Here is a 16,779-nt window from a genome sequence, read left to right on the forward strand (position 1 = left end):
AACAGCATTACCCCCAGTACGGGACTTTCGCTAAGTAAAGTCAGCAGGCCATCCGGCAGCAAGCCACTTTAAAAGGATCCACATCATGAAAGCCCTATTAATCATGTTTTGCATGCTGCTCGGTGCTTGCGCCGGGCCGGATGTGAGCCATTACCAGCAGCAACAGCCTGCCTTAGATTTAGTGCAGTTTTTTAGCGGCAAGACAGAAGCATGGGGCACGTTTCAAAAGCGCGATGGCGAAGTAGTAAAGCGTTTTCATGTGCTGCTGACCGGCACCAAGCAAGGGGATCGTTTTGTATTGGATGAAGACTTTGAATATAGCGATGGCAGTAAGCAAAAACGCGTTTGGACCTTACGCCAGCAAGCGGGAGGCCGGTGGACGGGCACAGCGGACGATATTAAAGGCGAGGCAGAAGGGCTGATTGCTGGCAATGCGCTCAACTGGAAATACACCATGCTGCTGCCGGTAGATGGCTCGGTTTATGAAGTGCAATTTGATGACTGGATGTTTTTAATTGATCAAAAAACCATGATTAATCGCGCCAGCATGAGCAAATTTGGCTGGCAGTTGGGCGAAGTCACGCTGTTTTTCCGCAAAAAGGATTAGCCATGTTTGCCAGTCTTAATCCACCCATCCGGCAATGGCGCGCGCAGCGTGTATGGCTGATTGGCGCTTCCAGCGGCATTGGTGCGGCGCTGGCCCGTGATTTAATTGGCAAAGGCGCACGCGTGGCCTTAAGCTCGCGCAGCGAAAGCCGGCTGCTGCAAGTGGCCGTGCCCAGCGGGCAGGTGCAGATTATCCCTTTTGATGTGGCCGATGCAGCCGCTTGGCCCAGCGCGTTTCAGCAGATACAAAGTGCTTGGGGAGGCGTCGATCTGGTGGTGTTTTGCGCCGCAGATTACCGGCCCGAGCGCAGTTGGGAAGTTAAAGCCGCACAGGTAGAGCGCACGCTGGCGGTAAATTTAGCCAGCGTTTACTTTGGTCTGGAAACCATCCTGCCCGATTTGCTCGCCAAGCAAGCAGGCAGCGTGGCGGTGATTGCCAGTGTGGCAGGCTATATGGGCTTGCCCAATGCTTCGGTTTACGGTCCGAGCAAAGCTGCGCTCATTAATCTGGCCGAGCTGCTCTATGCCGATCTGCACCCGCGTGGCCTTGGCGTATATTTGATTAATCCGGGCTTTGTAAAAACTGAGCTAACAGCAAAAAATAACTTCAGCATGCCCGCCCTGCAAACGCCAGAGCAGGCCGCCAGCGCTATTTTGCAAGGCATGGAGCAAGGCCGCTTTGAAATTCATTTTCCACGTCGCTTTACGCTGGCGATGAAATGCCTGCAAAGATTGCCCTACCGCTGGCGTTTTTCTTTGTTGCAACGATTGGCGTGATTGCACAATATCAGCTCGTTTTATTTGAAGGTAAACCATGCTACTTGATGAAATGTTGCAGTGGTACGAGGCAATCAGCCCGCAAAATCTGCATGAGATCGAGCGCTTTTATAGTGCAGACGCGTGGTTTAAAGATCCGTTTAATGAAGTGAATGGCGTGGTGGATATCCGTCGTATTTTTGCCCATATGTTTGAAACCACGCAAAAGCCGCGCTTTGTGATGAAAGATCGCGTATTGCAGGGTGAAAGCGCGTTTATTACCTGGGATTTCGTTTTTGAGCTGCAAGGCAAAGCGTATAGCGTGCACGGCGCATCGCACCTTAAATTAAACGCACAGGGCCAGGTTTGTTATCACCGCGATTATTGGGATGCGGCCGAAGAGTTATTTCAGAAGCTGCCGGTGATTGGTATGCCTATACGCTGGCTGCGGCGGCAGTTTGCTTTGAAAGATTCAAGCTGATTATGCCTCTTGCTTAATCTCATTATAAATATCGTAGGGCGGGCGCAACCCGCGTACTTTTCAGCATCGCTCGCGGGTTTCACCCCAATCCTATCAATTTAAGCTTTTGTATTAAGATGAATCGGCATTTCGTAGGGTGTACAACGACGTAGTCGTTGCGCACCAAGGGCGGTGCGCAAGAAAAACGACTTGCACACCCTACGAAAAATCAAGCTTTATCCTGTTTTTGACCTTAAGTTGATAGGATTGGGCTTCACCCGCCGTACAAGTTCAAAAACCAAGCCCAGCACTCAAGAAATCCATCTACACAGAGTCCATTGAGTAAGAAGCATAATCAGTAGATTCAAAGTAGAAAGAATACAGGACAGGCTTGCTTAATTTTTTATGCTGCTGTTAAAAACGGTTATATTCATGTTCATTGCCGCCCGTGAGTGAACTTGAAATGACCATAAAGTGGATCGTGATTGCGTTTTGTACGCTGCTGGTGGGAAACACGCTGGCTGAGTCGCCGTCCAAGAGCTACAGCGGTGGTTTTTCTTCTTCTCGTAGTAGTAAACCCGCGCCGAGCAAGCCCGCTGCGCCGCAAAATACCGGCCGTAGTGAATCTAAAAATACTTCTTTCGGTACTTTCGGTAGCTCTAAAAAAACCGATACTCAAACAGCGCCTAGCCAGTCTGCATCGAATAAAAGCATGAGCCGTGCGGCTGAAAAAAATAAAGCTTTAAATACCATGAATGAGCGAGAGGCAAGGGCGCGGCAATCGGCCTCAAGTATTTACCTGCCTAAGCCAACGCAGCAAGTTCAGCGTGGCAACGACCCTTACAGCCAGCCTCCTGTGAGCTATCCAAATCGTGATCGCTCTTTAGGCGAATCTATGGCTGGATCAGTGCTGGGTAGCATGTTGGGCAATTCGATCAGCAATTCTAATCGCCCGCAGGGGCAGGTACAGAATCAATCTACGGCTGAACATCCGGAATCGTCTTCGGGCTGGCTGGGTGTTTTTTTCTTTAGCGTGATTGTGTTTGTGATTGCTTTTTTGATCTTGGCTTTTTTCTTAAGAAAAAAATCGAAGCCTCAAAATTACTCCTTAGGGGATCGTTAATATGGGCTGGAAAGATGTTTTTACATATGGCTCTAAATTATTAGGTAAAGAAGAAGAGCGTCAAGATGCGGGCTTGCCGCTGGGAGCTAGAATTGGCAGCCTGATTACTTTGCAAATGTCGCCTTTTATTCGCGCCAATGCCAATGGCTCAGTGATTGAGGCACCTGCAAATTTAAGTATGCTGATTCAAGCGGTAAGCCGGGTAAAAATCAATTTATCTGGCCATTTATATCGCCTCTATATTGAAACCGGCAATGATGAAACGCCTGAGAAATTTATACAGGTCTTTCAAAACCAAGCCGGTGTAGTTGAAGAAATCATGTATTGCACGCGCTTAACGCGTATTTTCCCGGCTAGCGCTGAGGATCAAGAAGCTTTTACTGGCGAAGCGGGCTATGGCTTAGGTTGCCAGAGCTATGCTTTAGCGCGCGAGCAGTTTGTGGAATTGGGCTACGGCGATAGCAGAATTGCGGAGATCTTTGGCGAGCAAGAGCAGCTGGAATATCAGCGCGATGCAGGCAGCGCCGAGGCTGAGTTTATTTCCCCTTTTACTGGCTCGGAAGTGCGGATTGATGATGCGATGGGGGTGAAGGGGTTAAGCCAAAAAATCTACTTTATGCCCTATGTGCGCCAATTAGCCAGTGGCTCAGAATACTTATTAATTAGTACAGAAGTAGTGACAAGCGAAGATGGCGATTATTCAAAACGCGCCATTCACGTTGATTTTATGATTGGTTTACCTTTAGAGCTGGAACGTATTACGGTGCAGTAAAAAGTGCTGTGCATCATTCGTAGGGCGGGTGAAACCCGCGAGCAATGCTGAAAAATACGCGGGTAAGCACCCGCCCTACATGAGCGAAGCCTAACATTTACGCGAAAATCACTTTCTTTAAATAAAGGAAATAATATGTCTTCAGGTTGGAATCTTACGGCTCGTTTGGTGGCAAAACATTTTAGTGCGCTCGGGGACAAAATCTCTGGCGTGATTGCTAATTTTGATCCTGAAACGGCCACCGAAGCAGATCGCGATCAGCTGCGCAGTATTTTGCAAGATTCGGCCCAAAAGCTGGCTAAGGCCAGAGCCGATTTTGCTAAAGAGCAAAAAGATGTGGTGGATTTAAAAGCACTGATTGCCACCGATGAACGAGCTTTAGAAACGCTGGGCGCGCGGTTGGCAGCAGGTACGATTTCCGAAACTACCGTTACTATTTTTTGCGATGAGCTAGAAGCCAATAAAGGCCGCGTGGCACAAGAAGAGCAAGAGGCAGCGGATGCCCGCGAATTTATGGGCGAGTTTGAAGAGATCGTGAAGCAGCTCTCGCAACAATTGGCTGATTTTGATGCCGCAGCTAAAAAAGCGCTGCAAGCTTTGGCTGCTGCCGAAGCGCAGAAAGATTTGCAGGCGGCGCGTCAGGCGCGGCAAGAGCAGTTGGCTGGTTTTAAAGGCGTTGCAAATCAATCTAGCGCACTGAGCGCTTTAACTCGTCGTGCTGAGCAGATGACGAACGAAGCGGCAGGGATGAAGATTGTGACCGATATCGGCCAAAAGCCTTTGGATCAGGCGGCTGAAATTGCAGCGATCAGAAGGTCGGTGACTGAGGCGGGCAGTGGCGAAACGGCTTTGCAACGCTTGCAGCGTTTGTCGGGTAAAGCTTAAGCGCTAGGGGCGATAAGGGTAAAAAAAAGTGAACGGCAACGTTCACTTTTTGCTGCCGTTTCTGTTTTTTAAAACGGAAGCTAACAGGTTTAAACAGCATCTTGGGGCTCGCTAGGCTTGGTGTTTAATTCATGTGCAAATACAGGCAAGCCAAAGTAGTTTCCTTGAAAAGCCACACAGCCGATAACGGATAGAAAATCCCGCTGGCCCGCTGTTTCTACGCCTTCAGCAATCACTTTTAGCCCCAGGCTATGGCCTAGCACAATAATCGTACGGGCAATAATGGCGTCGCTTGGATCGGACAAAATATCCCGTACAAAGGATTGATCGATTTTGAGCTGGTCTAGCGGCAGCTGTTTTAGATTAGATAGGGATGAGTAGCCGGTGCCAAAATCGTCGAGAGAGAAGCGCACGCCTTGTTTTTTTAATAAATTCATTTTTGTAATGATGTCTGCTATATCGCTGACCAGCATGCTTTCTGTTAGCTCAAGCTTAAGCCGTCGTGGGTTTATGCCCGTTTTTTGTATGGCGCTGCTGATCTGCTCAACAAAGCTGGCTTGGGCAAATTGCAAGGCGCTTACGTTCACCGCCATGCTCCATCCATGGGTATCAGGGTCTTTGGCCCATTCTCGTAGCTGAGCGCAGGCGGTTTCTAGCACCCATTGCCCTAGCGGTAAAATCAGCCCGGTTTCTTCGGCCAGCGGGATAAATTCTATAGGAGGTACTAAGCCTCTTTGCGGGTGCTTCCAGCGCACCAAGGCTTCTGCCCCTGTGGTTTCGCCATTTTCATCAACTTGAATCTGGTATTGCAAAACGAATTCTTGCGCAGCAAAGCCCCGGCTCAGATCTTTAACTAGTTCATCATGAGCTACGGCGGCGGCTTGCATGACGGGGTCAAAAAAGCGAGCGGTATTGCGGCCAGCGCTTTTGGCCTGATACATGGCAACGTCTGCTTTTTTGAGTAGCTCTTCCATGCTTTCGTGTTCTTCCATAAATAAAACAATGCCAATACTGGGCGTGCTGGAGTAGACGTGCTCGTTAAGGGAATAGGGAAGTGCCAGTGTTTCCAGAATCTTGTTGGCGACCAATTCGGTTTGGGTCACGGCTTCATGCGCGTGGCTGCTTAAGGCTTCAAGCAGGACCACAAATTCATCACCGCCCAGCCTTGCAACGCTATCCCCTTCCCGCACGCATTCAAGCAGCCTGGTTGCTACTTGCTGGAGCAACAGATCGCCAAGATCGTGGCCCAGATTGTCATTGAGCTGCTTAAAGTGATCTAAATCTAAAAACATCAGTGCACCGTGCTGATTACTACGGGCTGCGTTGATTCTGGCTTGCTTGAGGCGATCAGCCAGTAGGCGGCGATTGGCTAAGCCAGTGAGCGGATCATAAAAAGCGAGTCGGCGGATTTCTTGCTCGTCTTTGCGGTGTTGGGTGATATCACGCACTAGCCCGATAAACGTGGTTTTATCGGCATGGGTAATTTTAGAAACCGACAGGCTCATCGGGAAATGCGAGCCGTCTTTGCGCTGTCCCTCCACCTCTCGCAGCAGGCCGATAATGCGGGCCTCTCCGGTGTGATGATAGTGCTGCAAATAGGCATCATGATGGCTGCGGTGTGGCTCTGGCATCAGTATAGAAATATTGTGCCCGATCACCTCTGCGCTGCTGTAGCCAAAGATGGCGCTGGCTGTTTTACTAAATGATTCGATTTTTCCGAATAAATTAATGGTGATAACGGCATCCACCATATTGTCCAAGATGGTCTGCGTATGCAGTGCGGCTTCATTGCGGATGGCTTCGCTGTACTGCCAAGCATCGAGCATTTGATTAAATTGCCTGGCAACCGCTTCGATTTCAACAGGGCCATAGATGTCCGCTCTGGCGAGGGTATCGCCTTTTTCGATTTTGGCGGCTGTTTCTGAGAGTGCGCTAATTGGCCTGATGATCGCACTGCTGATACGCCAGGCAAGCAGCAGTGCAAAGATCAGAGAGCTAAAGCCAATGCTAAGGCTGCGCCAGAGTGTTTGCTTGTATTCGGCAAAAACAATGTCCTGTGGAATGCCTGCAAATACTCGCCATTGGGTATGGGGAATCGCCATAAAAGCATTAAGACGGGAGACGCCGTCTAAGTCGCTTAACACAACAAAGCCTTCTGGTTTGGCGATCGAAGTGGCCGCAGCAGGGGCCGCTTTACCAATAAAAGCGGCGGCTTGATGGGAGCGCAGTACCACGGCTTTATTTTTGCCGATAACAGTCACAATGGCATTTTTCGGCATAGAGCTAAATAAATCATCGCTTAGTTTAAGCAGATCCACGGGCAGGGCCAGCAGACCAATGAGCACTCCCTGATCGCTGAAGATCGGCTGCGCTAATACCGATATCCAGCGGCCTGAAGAGCTACCCATATTGGCGTCACTAACGGTAAAACGCTGGTGTTTTACCGTTTCGATAAACCAAGCGAATTGGCCTATTTTACTAGGGGACGGCGGGTGAGCCAGAAAAGAGCAAATGGCTTTAGCCTTGCGATCGCGCACAGCAAGCGTGGTGTACTCAGGATAAAGCTGGGTAAATTCTGTAAGGATAGGATCGCAATGTTGGGGGTCTAGCGCTTTGATCTGTGGCCTGCTCGCGATATTAGCCAGCGTTTTATTCGATTTTTGTAAGCGCTTCGCAATATCTGCTGCGGCGTTATTCGCCACGATTCTGACTTTCTCGTAGGCTTCTTTTTCTACATGCTGTAAATCATGAATTAAAAACCACGTCAGTATTCCAACAAAGGGCAAGGCAATGGCCAGCGTCAGCAAAAATAGCTGTGTACGAATAGAAAGGCGTTGAAAAGAGAACGGCATCATAGCGTGTTCTTGATCGTCTGGATAAAGCCTGTGGGCTGATAATAGTGATCATTGAACGGCGGTTTTTATCCGGAGAAGAATGCTCAAGGTTTGAAAAAAAGGCCTTTTATATCAAGCCGCAAAGTGGGGTGTTTCTTAGATAAAACGTTGTTCATTAAGGGGATTGCATTTAAAAATACCTATTGGCTATTCCAATATAAATCAATATTCCATTAAATACCTTGATTTCTGACGCGCTGCTCTTGCTCTGTTTTGAATAGACCAATCTTGCCATTACTTAGGGCGTTTTTGTTTCTTGCTTAGCAAGGCGAAGCCACTTTAGAGCAAGTGCTGGTGGGCAAGCGTGATTTGGGGGTATCTGCCTGCTTCAATGGTTTTATTTCATGCAAAGCGGCCGTGTAAATACACTCTTTGCCCAAACGTCCGGGAGCCCTGACGTGATAAACTCGCGTACGTCTTTTTACACCCTTCTCTTTGGAATTCGGCATGACGATAGTCACCCGCAAACAGCAAGAAAGCCTGCAAGAAAGCTTGCAACAGGTTGTGCGCCTGTTAGATAGGCATAGGCTGGTCGAAGATATGGTGCATCGGCAGGATATGCCCAAGCATGAGCTGGTTGAGCAGCTGGTGCATAAGCAAAATTTGGTCGAGCTACAAAAGAAGCTAGCTAGCCTGCACCCCGCCGACGTGGCGTATATCTTAGAAGCGCTGCCCCTATTTGATCGACTAACGGTCTGGGAGTTGGTGAAGTCTGAGCATGACGGTGAGATCTTGTTGGAAGTATCCGATGCAGTGCGTGAATCGCTGTTGGCCGATATGGAAAACTATGAAATTATCGCCGCTGCCGAGCATTTAGACGCCGATGAGCTGGCTGATTTGGTGCCGGATTTATCCAATGAAGTGCGTTCTGAATTATTGGGCGGCTTGGATGATGAAGAGCGGGCACAGCTGCAATCGGCGCTCTCTTATACCGATGATGAAGTTGGCTCCTTAATGGATTTTGAAATGGTGACCATCAGAGATGATGTCACCTTAGAAGTGGTGCTGCGCTATTTACGCCGCTTTGACGAGCTGCCTAATCACACAGATAAACTCTTTGTGGTTGATCACGAGCAAATGCTTAAAGGCGTGCTGGCGATCAATCATCTGCTGGTTTCCGATCCTGATTTAACGGTGCACGACGCGATGGCCACCGATGTGGTGACGTTTCGCGGTCATGATGATGCAGGGGTTGCGGCACAGGCGTTTGAGCGTTATGACTTAGTCTCGGCTCCTGTGGTTGATTCCAATCACAAAGTGATCGGCCGCCTGACGGTGGATATGATGGTGGACGTGATTCGTGAAGAATCCGATGCCGAAGTTTTGTCACTAGCGGGTTTGAAAGAAGAAGATCTGTTTTCTAGTGTGTGGAAATCCGCTAAAAACCGCTGGCCTTGGCTGGCGGTAAATATCTGTACTGCTTTTATCGCCAGCCGCGTGATTGGTGCTTTTGAAGAAACGATTACCCATCTAGTGGCGTTGGCTGCATTGATGCCGATTGTATCGGGCATTGGTGGTAATACCGGTACGCAAACCATTACCCTGATTATTCGCGGTCTGGCCTTGGGCCAAATTAATCCAAGTAATTCAGGACGTTTAATTGGTAAAGAGCTGGTGATTGCGCTGCTGAATGGCTTGGTATGGGGCACGGTGCTGGGCTTTATTGCATGGCTGTTGTATCGCCAAGTTTCGCTGGGCGTGGTGATGATGGCGGCGATGATGCTGAATTTACTCGTGGCGGCCTTGGTTGGGATTTTAGTGCCACTCACCATGCAAAAGCTGGGAAGAGACCCGGCTTATGGCTCATCGGTATTGCTGACCGCCACGACAGATTCAATGGGATTCTTTATTTTCCTTGGGCTGGCTTCGATATTTTTGATGTGATGTAGGACGGGCAGATCCAATCCTCTCAACTTAAACGAAATGCCTTTCGTAGGGCGGGTGAAACCCGCGAGCCATGTTGAAAAATACGCGGCTTGCACCCTAATCCTCTTAACGTAAGCGAAATGTTTTTTGTAGGGCGGGTGCAACCCGCCGAGCTTTGCAATGAAATGAAATGCGAAAACGGCGGGTTGCACCCGTCCTACGATTGGCCGCGCCACGGCGTTTATATCAGGAATTAAATGAGTCTTTCTAAAATAGAGGAAAAACTGACCGTACTACGGGCTTTGCTCAAATGGCTCTTGCTGGCCATCTTGGTTGGTATTCTTGCTGGCACGGCGTCGGCATTTTTTCTGTTCTCTTTAGAATGGGCCACGGCGCAGCGGCTCGCTAATCCTTGGCTGCTGGCGGGTTTGCCCTTGGCAGGGGCGATGGTTGGTTGGGTTTATTGGCGCTTTGGTAAGCAGGTCGAGGCGGGCAATAATCTATTGATTGAAGAGATTAATGAGCCGCAAAAAATCATTCCGCTCAGAATGGCGCCTTTGGTGTTAGGCGGTACGGTGGTTTCGCATTTATTTGGCGCATCGGTAGGCCGGGAAGGCACGGCGGTGCAAATGGGCGCAGCGCTGGCAGATCAGCTGACCCGGCTTTTTCGATTAAAAAATGGTGATCGGCGCGTGTTGCTAATGGCAGGGATGAGCGCAGGTTTTGCATCCGTATTTGGTACGCCCTTGGCGGGGGCCATCTTTGGCTTTGAAGTATTGGTGATTGGCCGTATGCGGGTCGATGCCATCTGGCCCTGCCTTGTTGCCGCGGTGGTGGCTGATCAGGTTGGCCTCTTGTGGGGCGTGCAGCATACGCATTATTTAATTGGGGGCATTCCCGCCATCAGCCTCTGGGTATTGGCAGCAGTCTTGCTGGCAGGCGCTATTTTTGGCGTGGTGGCGCGCTGTTTTGCCAATGCCACCCATCTGCTTGCTGGCGGGATGAAAAAGCTGATTCATTACCCGCCACTACGGCCCTTCGTTGGGGGCCTCGTGATCGCTTTGGCGGCCTGGTTTTTAGGCGCAGAGCGTTATCTGGGCTTGGGCATCCCCATGATTGTGGAATCCTTTCAACACCCTATGGCTCAGTACGATTTTGCCGCGAAGTTTGCTTTTACCGTGGCCTCCTTGGGTAGCGGTTTTAAGGGCGGTGAAGTCACCCCCTTATTTTATATTGGTGCAACTTTAGGCAATGTATTAGCCCCCGTTTTGAATCTGAATTTTGCTTTTTTAGCTGGCTTAGGTTTTGTGGCCGTCTTTGCGGGTGCCGCTAATACGCCGATTGCTTCTACCCTGATGGCGATGGAAATGTTTGGCGCAGAAATCGGCATCTATGCGGCATTAGCTTGCGTAGTGAGCTATTTATTTTCTGGGCACACAGGAATTTATCGCTCGCAATGTATCGTGCACGGCAAATACCGGGCTGCTCCTGAAGGCATTAAACTCAGTGAAATAGCGGCTTATCGTGCTTTAAAAAAATAAAATGATTAAATGGCCTCTCGTAGGGTGGGTGCAACCTGCCGTTTTTATCGTGTTGTATATTTAATATCGGCGGGTTGCACCCGCCCTACGGCGTTACATAATTTAGCCCTTTGCTTTACGGAAGCCTTTATGGATTATTCAGCATTATTGCTGCAAAGTGGTTTGGATAAAATTGATGCACAAGTGTTATTTAGCCATTGCGCCGGTAAAAACCGCGCATGGTTAATCGGCCACGGTCAGGATGAAGTCGATCCGGCCCATGCCAAGGCTTTTAATCCTTTGGCGGCCCGCAGACTAGCTGGCGAGCCGGTGGCGTATATCGTGGGCACGCGAGAATTTTTTGGTCGTGATTTTGTAGTTAACTCAAGCGTACTGATTCCCAGGCCAGATACCGAGCTATTAGTCGAGCTGGCTTTAGAGCGAGCAGGTGAGGGTGCGCGGGTACTTGATCTGGGAACCGGCTCTGGCTGTATTCCGATTACTTTGAAATTGGAGCGGCTGGATTTAGATGTGAGCGCGGTGGATTTATCCCCTGCCGCTCTAATTGTTGCCCAGACTAATGCCAGCCAGTTGGATGCAGCGATTCGCTTTTTTCAATCCGATTGGTATCAGGCTTTGGGCGATGCCTGCTTTGATGTGATCGTGTCTAATCCGCCTTATATCGAGCAAAACGATCATCATTTAAGCGAAGGTGATTTACGCTTTGAGCCGCGCAGCGCCTTAAGTGACGAAGGGGATGGCTTGGTGCATATTCGCAGCATTATTAGCGGTGCAAGCAGCCGCCTAAGCGAAAACGGCTGGCTCTTATTTGAGCATGGCTGGGATCAGTCGGCAGCTTGCCGGGCCTTGCTCGATGCGGCTGGCTTTGATGAAGTACAAAGCTGGCGAGATTTATCAGGTATAGAGCGAGTTACGGGCGGGCGCTGGAAAGCATCGTAGGGCGGGTGCCACCCGCGTATTTTTCAACATGGCTCGCGGGTTTCATCCGCCCTACGAAAAATATTTCGCTTAAGTTGATAGGATTGGGGTGAAACCCGCCGTGCTCGATTTACTTGCCGCGATTTTTTCATAAAAGTACAATACCCGAGTAAATACATCAGGTATCACAAAGGATATTCAATATGAGCACTCAAGACCTAATTCGCCAACAAGTGACAGAAAACGCAGTGGTGCTGTATATGAAAGGCACTCCAACCTTCCCACAGTGCGGCTTTTCTGCTGGTGCTGTACAGATGCTCAAAAACTGTGGCGTGTCTTTTGCTGCTGTTAATGTACTGGCCGATGCTGACATTCGCCAAGGCATTAAAGAATACGCCAACTGGCCCACTATTCCTCAGCTCTATATCAAGGGCGAGTTTGTAGGTGGCTCCGATATTATGAAAGAGCTGTTTGCCACGGGTGAGCTGCAAAAAATGCTGGAAGGGATTGCTGAAGAGTAAGACATATGGCGGGTGTAAGCCGCCGATTTACAGAGCGGTGCGCAAGAAAAGCGTTTGAACACCCTACGAAAATCAAAAGCCTTACGTAGGGTGCAAAACGCCGGAGGCGTTACGCACCGAGGCACCCCAAAAAACGGTGCGCAAGAAAAACCACTTGCACACCCTACAAAATCGTTTCATATGCACCTCAAATTATCGGTGGCGCAGTCTCGGTAAAAGAGGGGCGCTCTTCCAGCTTGCTGTAAAACTTAGCGAGGCTTGGGTGGCGGCTCTGCCAATCCAATTCTGGCAAGCGAAAATCAAGATAGGCCAGTGTGCAGCCCAGCGCCACGTCGGCCAGAGAAAATAAATCACCTCCCCACCATTTCTTCTCATCTAATTCACTGGCGATATGCTCAAGGCCGTGCTCTATTTTGTTTTGCTGAAGTGCTATCCATTCAGTGGATTGCAAATGAGGCGGGCGAATTTGCTCTAGCCTGATTAGCACCGCCGCATCGCTAATCCCATCTGCCAGCACTTCACGGCGCTTGGTGTTGATGGCTTGCCGATGGTCATGAGGAATTAGTTTGCCAACGGGCGAGCTGTGATCCAGAAAATCCACAATGACTCTCGAGTCATAGAGTGTTCTGCCATCGTCGAGTAAGAGAACCGGCACTTTGCCAAGTGGGTTGAGCGTGCTAATGCTACTTTCGGCGGACCAGGGATTATCTTCAATCAGCTGATATTCAATGCGCTTCTCGGCAAGAACAATACGTACTTTACGGCCGAAAGGGCTGGTATATGAGGTGATCAGCTTCATGCCGTCTGCATTTTTAGATAAGGGATTCCATCTTAGCCGTTTGTCGGTGATGAAACTAGATTTTTGGTTTGAATACAACGAAGATTGTAGGAGTGTTGGGGATGGAGGCGACTGGCACTCCAACCCTACTGGCTTATCTTGTAGGGCGGGTGCAACCCGCGGGTTTTGCGTTCAACAAAGGTGAAAAACACAAATACGCGGGTTGCACCCGCCCTACGTGATGTTGTGTTCCACCTACTTAAACTGCCGCCATCACCGCCTCAACTTCCTCTGCCGTGCGAGCAATATGCGGCCCTAGGATGCGGCTGCCGGTGGTTGTGATCAGTACATTGTCTTCGATACGGATGCCGCCAAAGTCTTTGTACTCGTTAAATTTGGCGTAATTAATCATATCGCTATGGCGGCCTTCCGCCTGCCAAGCGTCGATCAGGGCGGGGATAAAGTAGATGCCTGGCTCTACGGTAATCACCATGCCTGCTTTCAATGGCTTGCCTAGGCGTAAGTAGCCCATGCCAAACAAGCTGCTGCGCTCAACCCCCTCACCGTAGCCGACCAGGTTTTCACCTAGGCTTTCCATATCATGTACATCGAGACCAATTTGGTGGCCAAGGCCATGTGGGAAGGCGATGGCGTAAGCGCCGGATTCTACAATTGCGTCAGCGTCGCCTTTAAAGAAGCCCAATTTGGACATCGCTGTAACCATGACTTTGGCAGCCAGCTTGTGAGCGGTCAGATAAGGCAGGCCGGGTTTTAGTGCGGCAATCGCTTCGGTTTGCATGGCCAGCACGGCATCATACAACTCGCGCTGGCGCGGGCTGAATTTGCCCCCTACCGGAATAGTGCGGGTGATGTCGCTGGCGTAGCCGCCGGATGAGGTGGCTCCGGTATCGTTGAGTACCAAATCACCTTTTTGCAGTACTTGATGATGGTGATGGTTGTGCAGCACTTCTCCGTTTCTGGAGAAAATACTTGGGTAAGCCAGCTGTAAATCATAGCTGCGAACAATGCCTTCCATCAGGCCTACTACTTGATGCTCGATTACACTAGGGTGCGAAGCGCGCATTGCGGCGTGATGCACATCGCGGGTGATCGCCAGCACTTTTTCCATTTCGGCGATTTCGTCCTGGTCCTTGATTTCACGCTGGGCGACCACGGCATGCGTTAAAGCGGTAGAAAAACCGGCTTTTACTTTTGAGCTATCACAGCCTAATAGCTTGGCGAGCTCCAGAATCGTTTCGCCACGATAAGGCGCTAAATATTGCACGCGAATGCCTGCGGCTTGGGCAGCTGCCAGTGCTTCGCCTAGTTTTGCATAAGGCTGGCTTTGTGTGATGCCTGCGGTAGTTGCACGCTCGCTTAAGCTGGGCTGTGGGCCGGTCCAAACAATGTCGGCCACTTCTGGCTCATTACCAAATAGCGTGATCACATCATTGGCGGTATCAATCAGGCCGGCAAGGCCGGGCTCGTTTAGGCCAAAGTAGTAGCGAAAGCTGCTGTCTTGAATAAACGGGAAAATATTATCCGAGTAATTCATGGGCGAATCGACGTTGCCTAGCAGCAAAATCAGGCTATCCGGCAAGCTGGCAAAGAGTGTGGCACGGCGTTGACGATAGATTTCGGGCTGAAACATGGCGTTTTTCCATTGAATGTGTAGGCCTATCTTTGTTGAAAGAGCGCCGTTTGTAAATGGGTGGAAGTGGCATTAAAGCATGGCTAATGAGCCAGTAAGCCTGTAAATGGGCTTAGAGGGTAAATTGTTTGCGTTTAAGGCTTTGTTTACAAGCTGAAATGATGGCAAGAGCTCCCGACAGGCCCGATAAGGGTCAAGCTAGTGGGCGATCCCATTAAAGATGCGGTGCAGCTGGAACAAACTTCATTGCTCAAACAAGCTAAAAAACTGACGCAACCCCTGCTGCTAGCCTATGGCGGAGAAGATCGGCGAGTGCCTTATGAGCATGGCACTTTATTGCGCAAAGCGGTAGAGCAACATAATCCGGATGTAGAGTGGATTCTTTACGGTGATGAAGGGCATGGCTGGATTGCGATCAAATCAGCTTGATTTCTGGAAGAGGGTAGAGATATTCCTGGATAAAAACTTAAAGCACTGATGGTGTAAAGCGCGATTGAGCCAAGCGGCTGAAGCTTGGCCTATTACTGCTGATCGCGCAGTGTTTGTAGTGCTTTATTAAAGCGGATTAGAAACTGCTTGGCTTGGGGATTATTTTTAGGAGTAATCAGGTGCAGAGTGCTTTTTTCTATAACCCCGCCGCTAGGAACAGGAATGGATGGCAAATTATTGAGATGTGCAATGGTTTCTTGGCCCTGAATTTGATCAGTAATAATAAAATCAGCTTTGCCTTGAGCAAGTAAGCGTATGCAGGTGCTCATATCATAGGGGCGGATGGGGCGGAGCTGGCCTTTATTAATCATGGCTTCTATTGGGCGAATAAAGCCCCAGCCTACCGGGTGACAGTAGCGTTTTCCTACTAAGGTTTCGGGTTGCGCGCCGTCCAGAGTGCTGCCGGGCATGGCAAAGACGCGCATTTCCAGCACAAAGAGCGGGTCGGAATAATCAAAGAATTTGCGACGCTCTGGCGTGCTGATATAAGGAAAGGTTGCGATATAAAAGCCTTTTTGCGTGGCACTATAGCCATTGGCCCAAGGCCGCCATTCTAAATGGTAGGGTTGGCTGGCTTCTGCCATCACTTTTTTGACCAAGGCGGTTGCAAGCCCGCCATCTGGCAAAGAGGGATCGGTAAACGGGGCATAATCTGAACCAGTCACTAATTTCAGTGGCTCGGCCAGCGCTAGCGCGCTGTAAAAGCAAAGCAGAATCAGCAGCTTGGGCATTGATGAATATCCATCGGTTTATGCCGGTATTTTAGGCACAGAGATGGCCTGTACGCCGTGCTGATTTTGCTTTAAAGCGATATTAGTCAAAGCCTTTAATATGCTCGCCACGCAATACGGGTAGTTGCCAGCGCAAACGCATTGCTAATAGCCTGAAGCTAAAGCCTGCCAGCAAAGCAATCATTGAGGCTAGGCCGGTTTCTACTTTTAAGTAATGCAGCCAAAGATATAAAGCGCCGGTAGCGAGTGACACGCTGGCGTAAATCTCGCGGCTTAGCACCATGGGCACTTGATTGCACAGCACATCGCGCAATAGCCCGCCAAATACGCCAGTTACAACGCCTGCCATGATGGCAATGCCGGGGTGAACACCTGCCTCCATGCCGATATTGCAGCCAATAATGGTGAATGCCACCAAGCCTAGCGCATCAACAATCAAGAATAAACGGCGCAGATGATGCAAATGGCTGGCGATCAAAGCCGTTAAAACGGCGGCACCAATGGTAAATAGCAGATATTGCGGATGTGCCACCCAGCCCAGTGGGTAGTGGCCCAGCATCACATCGCGTGCTGTGCCGCCACCGAGCGCGGTAACCGTGCCAATAAAACAAATGCCGAATAAATCCATATTGCGGCGCATACCCATTAGCGCTCCCGACATAGCTTCTGCGGTGATGGCGATTAAATAAATAGTGTAAAGCAGCATTTCAAGTTCTTTTTAAGAGAGGTGGAGCAGGGATAGGCGAGCTTGGGCTTATATGCAAATGATGAGTGAGTGACATTATCTA

17 protein-coding genes are annotated in these 16,779 nt (G+C 49.7%); 12 read left to right on the plus strand and 5 right to left on the minus strand.

Features of this window, described 5'->3' with window-relative positions; all coding sequences use genetic code 11:
• Positions 1-85: 85 nt before the first annotated feature.
• The 6 genes from ACFQNF_RS08525 to ACFQNF_RS08550 all read left to right on the plus strand — a co-directional run bounded on the left by ACFQNF_RS08525 (position 86) and on the right by ACFQNF_RS08550 (position 4,602).
• Complete coding sequence (locus ACFQNF_RS08525; RefSeq protein ID WP_380187575.1) at positions 86-607, plus strand: DUF3833 domain-containing protein; 522 nt, start codon at positions 86-88, stop codon at positions 605-607.
• A 2-nt stretch (positions 608-609) separates the two neighbouring features.
• On the plus strand, positions 610-1,383 hold the full coding sequence (locus ACFQNF_RS08530; RefSeq protein WP_380187576.1) for an SDR family NAD(P)-dependent oxidoreductase: 774 nt from the start codon (positions 610-612) through the stop codon (positions 1,381-1,383).
• Positions 1,384-1,420: 37 nt separating this feature from the next.
• Positions 1,421-1,843, plus strand: coding sequence for a nuclear transport factor 2 family protein (locus ACFQNF_RS08535; RefSeq protein WP_380187577.1), 423 nt, complete (start codon positions 1,421-1,423; stop codon positions 1,841-1,843).
• A gap of 442 nt (positions 1,844-2,285) precedes the next feature.
• Positions 2,286-2,945: a hypothetical protein gene (locus tag ACFQNF_RS08540; RefSeq protein WP_380187578.1), complete on the plus strand. Its 660-nt coding sequence runs from the start codon at positions 2,286-2,288 to the stop codon at positions 2,943-2,945.
• 1 nt (position 2,946) lies between these two features.
• Positions 2,947-3,717 carry a DUF2491 family protein gene (locus ACFQNF_RS08545; protein WP_380187579.1) on the plus strand — a complete coding sequence of 257 codons (771 nt, stop codon included), beginning with the start codon at positions 2,947-2,949 and terminating at the stop codon, positions 3,715-3,717.
• Between the two features lie 135 nt (positions 3,718-3,852).
• Positions 3,853-4,602 (plus strand): hypothetical protein, encoded by a 750-nt coding sequence (locus ACFQNF_RS08550; protein ID WP_380187580.1) that lies wholly within the window; start codon positions 3,853-3,855, stop codon positions 4,600-4,602.
• A gap of 89 nt (positions 4,603-4,691) precedes the next feature.
• Here ACFQNF_RS08550 and ACFQNF_RS08555 read toward each other — a convergent pair whose 3' ends face one another.
• Positions 4,692-7,457: a bifunctional diguanylate cyclase/phosphodiesterase gene (locus ACFQNF_RS08555; protein ID WP_380187581.1), complete on the minus strand. Its 2,766-nt coding sequence runs from the start codon at positions 7,455-7,457 to the stop codon at positions 4,692-4,694.
• 486 nt (positions 7,458-7,943) lie between these two features.
• Between ACFQNF_RS08555 and mgtE the strand changes: the two genes are divergently transcribed.
• The 5 genes from mgtE to grxD all read left to right on the plus strand — a co-directional run bounded on the left by mgtE (position 7,944) and on the right by grxD (position 12,342).
• Positions 7,944-9,380 carry a magnesium transporter gene (gene mgtE / locus ACFQNF_RS08560; RefSeq protein ID WP_380187582.1) on the plus strand — a complete coding sequence of 479 codons (1,437 nt, stop codon included), beginning with the start codon at positions 7,944-7,946 and terminating at the stop codon, positions 9,378-9,380.
• Positions 9,381-9,619: 239 nt separating this feature from the next.
• Entirely contained in the window at positions 9,620-10,903 is a 1,284-nt protein-coding gene (locus ACFQNF_RS08565) for a voltage-gated chloride channel family protein (protein ID WP_380187583.1), read from the plus strand.
• A 1-nt stretch (position 10,904) separates the two neighbouring features.
• Complete coding sequence (locus ACFQNF_RS08570) at positions 10,905-10,967, plus strand: hypothetical protein (RefSeq protein ID WP_380187835.1); 63 nt, start codon at positions 10,905-10,907, stop codon at positions 10,965-10,967.
• 65 nt (positions 10,968-11,032) lie between these two features.
• Complete coding sequence (gene prmC / locus ACFQNF_RS08575; RefSeq protein ID WP_380187584.1) at positions 11,033-11,842, plus strand: peptide chain release factor N(5)-glutamine methyltransferase; 810 nt, start codon at positions 11,033-11,035, stop codon at positions 11,840-11,842.
• A 182-nt stretch (positions 11,843-12,024) separates the two neighbouring features.
• Positions 12,025-12,342, plus strand: a complete 318-nt coding sequence (gene grxD / locus ACFQNF_RS08580; RefSeq protein WP_046350492.1) for a Grx4 family monothiol glutaredoxin — start codon at positions 12,025-12,027, stop codon at positions 12,340-12,342.
• A 187-nt stretch (positions 12,343-12,529) separates the two neighbouring features.
• Here grxD and ACFQNF_RS08585 read toward each other — a convergent pair whose 3' ends face one another.
• Complete coding sequence (locus tag ACFQNF_RS08585) at positions 12,530-13,141, minus strand: glutathione S-transferase (protein ID WP_380187585.1); 612 nt, start codon at positions 13,139-13,141, stop codon at positions 12,530-12,532.
• 238 nt (positions 13,142-13,379) lie between these two features.
• Positions 13,380-14,771, minus strand: coding sequence for an aminopeptidase P family protein (locus ACFQNF_RS08590; protein ID WP_380187586.1), 1,392 nt, complete (start codon positions 14,769-14,771; stop codon positions 13,380-13,382).
• 201 nt (positions 14,772-14,972) lie between these two features.
• Between ACFQNF_RS08590 and ACFQNF_RS08595 the strand changes: the two genes are divergently transcribed.
• The gene (locus tag ACFQNF_RS08595; protein ID WP_465262208.1) at positions 14,973-15,200 is read left to right on the plus strand and encodes an alpha/beta hydrolase family protein; all 228 of its coding nucleotides are present in this window, start codon (positions 14,973-14,975) and stop codon (positions 15,198-15,200) included.
• A 92-nt stretch (positions 15,201-15,292) separates the two neighbouring features.
• Here the strand turns inward: ACFQNF_RS08595 and ACFQNF_RS08600 are convergent, their stop codons facing one another.
• Together ACFQNF_RS08600 and ACFQNF_RS08605 are read right to left on the minus strand one after the other, a co-directional pair.
• Positions 15,293-15,991, minus strand: a complete 699-nt coding sequence (locus ACFQNF_RS08600) for a substrate-binding periplasmic protein (RefSeq protein ID WP_380187587.1) — start codon at positions 15,989-15,991, stop codon at positions 15,293-15,295.
• An 82-nt stretch (positions 15,992-16,073) separates the two neighbouring features.
• Complete coding sequence (locus ACFQNF_RS08605) at positions 16,074-16,697, minus strand: trimeric intracellular cation channel family protein (protein WP_380187588.1); 624 nt, start codon at positions 16,695-16,697, stop codon at positions 16,074-16,076.
• Between the last annotated feature and the right edge of the window lie 82 nt (positions 16,698-16,779).

Origin of the sequence: Iodobacter arcticus, assembly GCF_042664895.1 — a bacterium.
In the GTDB taxonomy this organism is placed as follows: domain Bacteria; phylum Pseudomonadota; class Gammaproteobacteria; order Burkholderiales; family Chitinibacteraceae; genus Iodobacter; species Iodobacter arcticus.

What these genes read in the sequence shown, in the direction of transcription:
- ACFQNF_RS08555 (WP_380187581.1), bottom strand. Translation starts at nt 7,457, where the DNA reads ATGATGCCGTTCTCTTTTCAACGCCTTTCTATTCGTACACAGCTATTT.
- mgtE (WP_380187582.1), top strand. Translation starts at nt 7,944, where the DNA reads ATGACGATAGTCACCCGCAAACAGCAAGAAAGCCTGCAAGAAAGCTTG.
- ACFQNF_RS08605 (WP_380187588.1), bottom strand. Translation starts at nt 16,697, where the DNA reads ATGCTGCTTTACACTATTTATTTAATCGCCATCACCGCAGAAGCTATG.
- ACFQNF_RS08590 (WP_380187586.1), bottom strand. Translation starts at nt 14,771, where the DNA reads ATGTTTCAGCCCGAAATCTATCGTCAACGCCGTGCCACACTCTTTGCC.
- ACFQNF_RS08600 (WP_380187587.1), bottom strand. Translation starts at nt 15,991, where the DNA reads ATGCCCAAGCTGCTGATTCTGCTTTGCTTTTACAGCGCGCTAGCGCTG.
- ACFQNF_RS08535 (WP_380187577.1), top strand. Translation starts at nt 1,421, where the DNA reads ATGCTACTTGATGAAATGTTGCAGTGGTACGAGGCAATCAGCCCGCAA.
- ACFQNF_RS08550 (WP_380187580.1), top strand. Translation starts at nt 3,853, where the DNA reads ATGTCTTCAGGTTGGAATCTTACGGCTCGTTTGGTGGCAAAACATTTT.
- ACFQNF_RS08545 (WP_380187579.1), top strand. Translation starts at nt 2,947, where the DNA reads ATGGGCTGGAAAGATGTTTTTACATATGGCTCTAAATTATTAGGTAAA.
- ACFQNF_RS08530 (WP_380187576.1), top strand. Translation starts at nt 610, where the DNA reads ATGTTTGCCAGTCTTAATCCACCCATCCGGCAATGGCGCGCGCAGCGT.
- ACFQNF_RS08540 (WP_380187578.1), top strand. Translation starts at nt 2,286, where the DNA reads ATGACCATAAAGTGGATCGTGATTGCGTTTTGTACGCTGCTGGTGGGA.
- prmC (WP_380187584.1), top strand. Translation starts at nt 11,033, where the DNA reads ATGGATTATTCAGCATTATTGCTGCAAAGTGGTTTGGATAAAATTGAT.
- grxD (WP_046350492.1), top strand. Translation starts at nt 12,025, where the DNA reads ATGAGCACTCAAGACCTAATTCGCCAACAAGTGACAGAAAACGCAGTG.
- ACFQNF_RS08525 (WP_380187575.1), top strand. Translation starts at nt 86, where the DNA reads ATGAAAGCCCTATTAATCATGTTTTGCATGCTGCTCGGTGCTTGCGCC.
- ACFQNF_RS08565 (WP_380187583.1), top strand. Translation starts at nt 9,620, where the DNA reads ATGAGTCTTTCTAAAATAGAGGAAAAACTGACCGTACTACGGGCTTTG.
- ACFQNF_RS08585 (WP_380187585.1), bottom strand. Translation starts at nt 13,141, where the DNA reads ATGAAGCTGATCACCTCATATACCAGCCCTTTCGGCCGTAAAGTACGT.